The 2094-nt window shown below is 68.4% G+C and carries 2 protein-coding genes; both read right to left on the reverse strand.

From position 1 onward, the window contains the following. The coding region (locus AB0I21_RS57405; protein WP_360574508.1) for a hypothetical protein at positions 1-202 on the reverse strand (202 nt) is incomplete at its 3' end. A 5-nt stretch (positions 203-207) separates the two neighbouring features. Then, positions 208-2034: an IS481 family transposase gene (locus tag AB0I21_RS57410; protein WP_360574510.1), complete on the reverse strand. Its 1827-nt coding sequence runs from the start codon at positions 2032-2034 to the stop codon at positions 208-210. Between the last annotated feature and the right edge of the window lie 60 nt (positions 2035-2094).

Here is a 2094-nt window from a genome sequence, read left to right on the forward strand (position 1 = left end):
AGCTGCCCGGCGGGGCGGTCAAGACGAACGTGCATCCGGGCTTGCAGTGGCAACGACCGTAGAAGTGTTGTGCTGGAAGTGCATCGGCGAGGTCGCTGTGACCCATCTCGTGGAGAACGGCAACGACCCGGGCGGTCGCGTCGGGAAACGCCGTGGCCATGGTCGGCCTCGGCGGTTCGGTGGGCCGGTTGGGTCCGGTCATGCAGGTCACGTTCTCACACCGGCGTCGGGGCGGCGGCGAGGTGACTCCGGTTTGCGGGCTTTGAATCGGGCGATCGGCTTGGTGGTGGTGCGCGCCACTTCACTGATCAGGCTGTTCTCGTCATAGACGCGGTAGGTGGTGTCGGCTGCTTCGACGGTGACGGTTCGGCCGGCGTGGCGGATACCGACATGGATCTTCTGACCGGCGATGACGAGGGTGCCGCGGCTGCTGATGCGCCGGTCGACCCGTAGCGGATCGGCCGATGGTGCCGGGGCTGGCCCGGCCGGGCGGGCGTCGCGGATACGAGCCATGTCGGTGGGCGTTAGCGGGTTGGGCAGGCTGCGCAACAGCACACCCTGGTCGGTGATCTGCATCAGGGCTTGGTCGAGGCGGACGGTGACGCGCCGCCCGGCGAAGTGGCTGCCGATCGGGTGTTGACGGCCGGCCAGGCTGATCAGGCCGGTGGCGTTGACCAGCCGGTCCACCTCCACTGCTGCACCACGCTGGACAGGTGCGGCCGGTAGCGCTGGTGGGCCGGCGAGTTGACCACCGTCGGCGAGCAGCTGCCGCAGGTGGGCGGGGATCAGCCGGGACGGCACCGTCTTGAGCCGCACATCGTCCTTGAGCAGGTGCACGACGGTCGCGTCGGCCCACAGCGTGATGGTGGTGCCGGCATAAGCGGGGCCGAGCCAGAACTGCTGGCCGCACACGCCGAGATTGCCCGAGGCCGGGACGACCCTGGTCAGCTGCACGGCCAGGTTGACCGGGTCGACACCGTTAGCCGACATGACCAACGACGGCACCGGCGAGGCCGAGGTCGCCGGCACGCTCGACATCACTGACGGCGCAGGCTCATCAGTGGATGCAGCGGCCAGCGATGCGGGAATGCGCAGTGGCAGCTCTGCCTGATCTGGGCGCGGGACGAACAGGTCAGCGGGAAACGCCATGCCCAACGCCTGGTGCGGCCGGTCGGTGTTGTACTCCTGGCAGAAGGCGTCGATCGCGGCCTGCGCCGCCTCCATGCTCGGCCACACCGGCACGGCGTCGAGCAGTTCGCGTTGCAGGGTCTGGTGGAACCGCTCCACCTTGCCCGTCGTAGTGGGTGAGCGGGGCTTGGTGTTACGGGCGATGATGCCGTTCTCCCGGCAGATCCGCTCGAACAACACTTCACCCGGGCGAGGTTTGGTGAACCGGCCGGTGAACTGCTTGCCGTTATCGGTGAGCACCTCCTCCGGGATGCCGAAACGGCGCAACGCCGCCGCGAACGCCAGACACACCGCCCGGCCGGTGGCCCGGCGCACCACCGTGGCGATCACGCAGTAGCGGGAATGGTCATCCACCCCGGTGATCACCTTCGCCTCGCTGCCATCGGCCAGCATGATCCCGCCGACGATGTCCATCTGCCACAACTCCATCGGCCGGTCCCGCTGCCAGCGGGTGTAGTCCTGCCGGCGACGACCACGAGGCTGCGCGTCGACCAGGCCGTGCCGCACCAGCACCCGATAGATCGTGCTCAGCGACGGGACCGGGCCGGGACAGCCGTTGCGGCCCAGCTCGAACTCGATGCGCCGCTGCCCCCACCGCGGATGCTGACGACGCAGCTCACAGATCGCCGCCTCAACCTCCGGCGACGTCTGCGCCGGATGCGCATGCGGCCGATGCGACCCGTCAGCCAGACCCTCCAAGCCCAACGTTCGGTACCAGCCCAACCACCGGTGCACCGCCTGCCGCGACACCCCGAACCGCTCGGCGACCTCGGTCACCGGCACCCCGGCTTCCACCTCTAACACGGCGCGATACCGCTGTTCCGTCATGGTCAACTCCACCAGCACTCGGCGGAGTGTCACCCATCAAGTGAAGTCAACCTGTAACGGATCAAGCGGAGTACGACA

Source organism: Dactylosporangium sp. NPDC050588 (assembly GCF_040654975.1).
Lineage (GTDB): Bacteria > Actinomycetota > Actinomycetes > Mycobacteriales > Micromonosporaceae > Dactylosporangium > Dactylosporangium maewongense.